The 4,987-nt window shown below is 72.4% G+C and carries 2 protein-coding genes; one reads left to right on the top strand and one right to left on the bottom strand.

The window, feature by feature from the left end; translation table 11 throughout:
• Nucleotides 1-3,840: type I polyketide synthase (locus VFZ92_RS41675; protein WP_330883621.1), on the bottom strand; the 3,840-nt coding region annotated here is incomplete at its 3' end.
• A 297-nt stretch (nt 3,841-4,137) separates the two neighbouring features.
• Between VFZ92_RS41675 and VFZ92_RS41670 the strand changes: the two genes are divergently transcribed.
• Nucleotides 4,138-4,425, top strand: coding sequence for a hypothetical protein (locus VFZ92_RS41670; protein WP_330883618.1), 288 nt, complete (start codon nt 4,138-4,140; stop codon nt 4,423-4,425).
• The last annotated feature ends 562 nt before the right edge of the window (nt 4,426-4,987 follow it).

Here is a 4,987-nt window from a genome sequence, read left to right as displayed (position 1 = left end):
AGCGTCCAGACCGCGACGGGAGGTCAGCACCAACCGCTCCGCACCCGCCTCAGCCAGCCACCGGGCCACCCGGCTGCCCAACGCTCCGGTGCCGCCGGTCACCAGGACCGTGCCGCGCGGCGTCCAGTCGCCGACACCGGTCTTCGCCGGTGCCTGCGCGAGCCTGCGGCCGAACACGCGGGAGCCGCGGATCGCGACCTGGTCCTCGGTGCCCGCGAGGACCGCGACGAGCCGGTCCAGCACGCGGTCGTCCACGTCGGGGGGCAGGTCGACCAGACCGCCCCAGCGGTCGGGGTGCTCCAGCGCGACGACCTTGCCGACGCCCCAGATCTGCGTGAGCACCGGGTCCACCGCGTCGTCGCGGCCCGCCGACACCGCGCCGCGGGTGGCGCACCACAGCGGTGCGGCGACACCCGCGTCACCGAGCGCCTGGACGAGCACGACGGTCTCGACCACGTCGGTGCACAGCGACAGCACACCGTCGAACGCCCCGGCGCCCGCAAGCGCCTCCGCCAGCGTCGCGCGGTCCGCGGACGGGTCGATCCGGACGACGTCCAGGCCGCGTTCGGCGAGCCCGTCGACGTGCTCGGCGGAGACGAGCAGCCACCGCCCGGTGGCCCGGCCGCCGCCCTCGGGCAGCCTGGTCCAGGAGGTCTTGTAGCGCCAGGCGTCCACGGTGGACGCGTCCGCCCGGCCGCGCCGCCACGTGGCGAGCGCGGGCAGCAGATCGGCGAGAGCCCCGGAGTCGTCGAGCGACAGCGCCGAGGCGAGGGAGTCGAGGTCACCGCGGTCGACCGCGGCCCAGAAGTCGGCTTCGTGCCGGTCCACCGCGGCGGGCGAGGAGCCGCCGGTCAGCCAGAAGCCCTCGCGCTGGAACGCGTAGGTCGGCAGGTCGACGCGCCGGGCGCCGGTGCCCGCGAACACGGCTCCCCAGTCGACGCGGACGCCCAGCACGTGCAGCCTGCCGACCGCCCGCACCAGGCCGGTGGCCTCGGAGCGGCCCTTGCGGACGGTGGGGACGAGTTCGGCGGCGGGCGCGGTCTCGGCGGCCATCGCGGTGAGCACGGCGTCCGGGCCCAGCTCGACGAACGTCGTCACCCCCAGTCCCACCAGGGTGTCCACGGCGTCGGCGAACCGCACGGCCTCGCGGACGTGCCGCACCCAGTACTCCGGCGAGCACAGCTCGTCGGCCGGGACGAGCTTGCCGGTGACCGTGGAGACGATCGGCATCCGCGGCGGCCGGTACTTCAGGACCTCGGTGATCCAGGCGAACTCCTCCAGCATCGCGTCCATGAGGGGCGAGTGGAACGCGTGCGAGACGGTGAGGCGCTTGGACTTGCGGTCGGGGAAGTGGGCGAGCACCCGCTGGACGGCGGCGTCGTCACCGGCGACGACGACGGACGTGGGGCCGTTGATCGCGGCGAGGGAGACGTCCTCGTCGAGGAACGGGAGCACCTCGTCCTCGGAGGCTTGCAGGGCGACCATCGCGCCGCCGCCGGGGAGGGCCTGCATCATCCGGCCGCGCGCCGCGACGAGCGCGCACGCGTCGTCCAGCGACAGCACGCCCGCGACGTGCGCGGCGGCGATCTCGCCGACGGAGTGGCCCGCCAGGTAGTCCTGGCGCACGCCCCACGCCTCCAGCGTGCGGAACAGCGCGACCTCGACGGCGAACAGCGCGGGCTGGGTGTACTCGGTGCGGTCCAGCAGCTCGGGGTCGTCGCCGAAGACGACCGTGCGCAGCGGCTGGTCCAGGTGCACGTCGAAGTGGCGGCAGGCGTCGTCGAACGCCGCCGCGAACACCGGGAACTCCCGGTGCAGCTCGCGGCCCATCGCGAGCCGCTGGCTGCCCTGGCCGGTGAACAGGAACGCCAGCTTGCCGCCCGCGGGGGTGCCGCTGAGCACGGCGGACGAGGAGGTGCCGTCGGCCAGCGCGGTCAGCGCCCGCCGGAGGTCGTCGCGAGACGAGCCGAGCACGACGGCGCGGTGGTCGAAGGCGACGCGGGCCGTGGCGAGCGAGTAGCCGACGTCGGAGTCGGACAGCTCGGGGCGCTCGTCGAGGTGGGTCAGGAGGTTCCGGGCCTGGTCGCCGAGCGCCTCGGTGGTCTTGGCCGACAGCACCCACGGCAGCACGGCCGCGGGGCGGGCGGGCTCCGGCGCGTCGACGGGGTCGGCGACGTACTCCTCGATGATCGTGTGCGCGTTGGTGCCGCTGATGCCGAACGCGGACACGCCCGCGCGGCGGGGGCGTTCGCCCGCGGGCCACGGCGTCGCCTCGGTGAGGAGCTTCACCGAGCCGGACGACCAGTCGACGTGCGGGGACGGGCGGTCGACGTGCAGCGTCCGCGGCAGCAGGCCGTTGCGCAGCGCCATGACCATCTTGATGACACCCGCGACACCGGCCGCGGCCTGCGTGTGGCCGAGGTTCGACTTGAGGGAGCCCAGCAGCAGCGGGGTCTCGCGGTTCTGGCCGTAGGTCGCGAGGATGGCCTGAGCCTCGATCGGGTCGCCGAGCACCGTGCCGGTGCCGTGCGCCTCCACCACGTCGACGTCCGCGGTGGTCAGCTCCGCGTCGACCAGCGCCTGGTGGATGACCCGCTGCTGCGCGGGCCCGTTCGGCGCGGTCAGGCCGTTGGACGCGCCGTCCTGGTTGATCGCGCTGCCGCGGACGAGCGCGAGCACCGGGTGCCCGTTGCGGACGGCGTCGGACAGCCGCTCCAGCAGCACCATGCCGACGCCCTCGGACCAGCCGGTCCCGTCGGCCGTGGAGGAGAACGCCTTGCAGCGGCCGTCGGGCGCGAGGCCGCGCTGGCGGCTGAACGCGACCAGCGAGCCGGGGCTGGCCATCACGGCCGCGCCGCCCGCGAGCGCCAGCGACGACTCGCCGCTGCGCAGCGTCCGGACGGCGAGGTGCAGCGCGACGAGCGACGCCGAGCACGCCGTGTCGACGGTGACGGCCGGGCCTTCGAGGCCGAGCGTGTAGGAGATGCGACCGGACGCGACGCTGGCCGTGTTGCCGGTCAGCAGCGACCCCTCGTGGCCCTGCGCGTCGGCCAGCCGGGGGCCGTACTCCTGCTGCTCGGCGCCGACGTAGACGGCGGTGGAGCTGCCGCGCAGCGTGCCGGGGTCGATGCCCGCGCGCTCCAGCACCTCCCAGGAGGTTTCCAGGAGCAGGCGCTGCTGCGGGTCCATCGCGACCGCTTCGCGCGGCGAGATCCCGAAGAACGTCGGGTCGAACCGGTCGGCGTCGTGCAGGAACCCGCCCTCGCGGGTGTAGGTCGTCCCCTGCCGGTCCGGGTCCGGGTCGTAGAGCGCGTCCAGGTCCCAGCCGCGGTTGGTCGGCAGTCCGCTGATCGCGTCGCCGCCGTCGGCGACGAACCGCCACAGCTCCTCCGGCGAGGCGACCCCGCCGGGGAAGCGGCACGCCATGGACACGATCGCGATCGGCTCGTCCGACGCGGTGTTCGCGCTCGGCGGGAGGATCGGCGCGGCGGACAGCCCGAGGGCCTCCGCGCGCAGGTAGTGCGCCACGGCCGCGGGCGTCGGGTAGTCGAACACCAGCGTGATCGGCAGGTGCAGCCCCGTCGCCTCGGTCAGCTTCGCGTGCAGGTCGACGGCGGCGATGGAGTCGAATCCGAGTTCGAGGAACGGCCGGTCGGCCGCGACCACCTCACCGGGCGCGCGCCGCAGAACGGCAGCGGCAGCCCGCCCGACCAGTTCCACCAGCAACCGCTCCTGCTCGGCTTCCGGGGCCTGGACGAGCAGTTGCCACGACGAGGGCTGTTCCGCCTCGTCGCCGCTGGTGGACGTGGTGGACGTGATGTGCTCGGACTCGTTCAACATAACGCTCCACAATCCGCAGACAGAATGTGCGACCGTTGCTCATCGTTTCCCGAGGTGGATGGCGCAGAAACCCCTAGCGTCCCCCTAACGGCCCCTTGCGTTCGGTCCGGGTATTGCCTCGGGGAAAACGTGTCGGTCTACTGTTGTGGAAGCCGTTCCCCAGGTTGATCGCCGGCGGTGGAGCCGCGTGCGCGATCCTGGGGGTCGAAATAGGGGTTGTCGTCCAGATCACACCTGCATAGGGTGGATTCGGAGGACTTGTTCGAAGTCAGCCTTTGCGCCATCAGGAGGTACACCGTGCCGAACAGTGAGATCACCGATGTGCAGCGCATCGTTACCGTGCTTCGGCGGAAGGTGGCGTCGTTGCGTTTCCACTTCGGGGACGTTCCTGATGTGCGCAGGTTGTTGAACGACGTCGAGCGGTTGGACATCGACATCACGGAGTTGCGCGGGAACGCGTCCCGGCCGCGTCGGACGCAGACGTTGGCCGATGTGGTGATGATCCCGGACGCGCCGTACAACCCCGAGCTGTGGCAAGGGGCCGACGATGAAGGCGTGGGCGGTTATCGGCGGCAGACCGGCTGAAACCCGCTCTCCGCTCGACCCCTGAACGCCCTGTCTGCGCGGCACCGCGGACGGGGCGTTCGGCTGTCCGGGGTCGGGTTGTTGCTGGTCTGGTGGTTGTCGGGCTGGGGGTTGGGGTGGCTGCTGGTCCCGTTGGATCGGGGTAGTCGCGGTTCCGGCGGGTCGGGGTGGCCGCTGGTTCCGGCGGGTCGGGGTGGCCGCTGGTCCCGTTGGATCGGGGTAGCTGCCGGTCCCGGCGGATCGGGGTAGCCGCTGGTCCCAGGGGATTTGGTTGCCGCCGGTCCCAGCGGATCGGGGTGGCCGCCGGTCCCAGGGGATTTGGTGGCCGCCGGTCCCAGCGGGGTGGCCGATTTGACTCGGGGACCCCTCGATTTGACCCTTTGATCGGGCTAAAGGGCAGGTGGTGACTACCTGCCCGATCTACCAGGGTAAGGGTCAAATCCCCCGAGTAAAATCGGCCATGCTTTAGGGAAAGCCCACCGGCCCACCTTTGGTTGCCGCTCGGTTTGATCGCTGTCTTGGAGCGTTCGCGGCTCGGCTTTGTTCGCCGGCTTGGGTGTTG

Origin of the sequence: Umezawaea sp. (assembly GCF_036375055.1) — a bacterium.
In the GTDB taxonomy this organism is placed as follows: domain Bacteria; phylum Actinomycetota; class Actinomycetes; order Mycobacteriales; family Pseudonocardiaceae; genus Umezawaea.
This window is presented reverse-complemented; position numbering and strand designations above follow the sequence as displayed.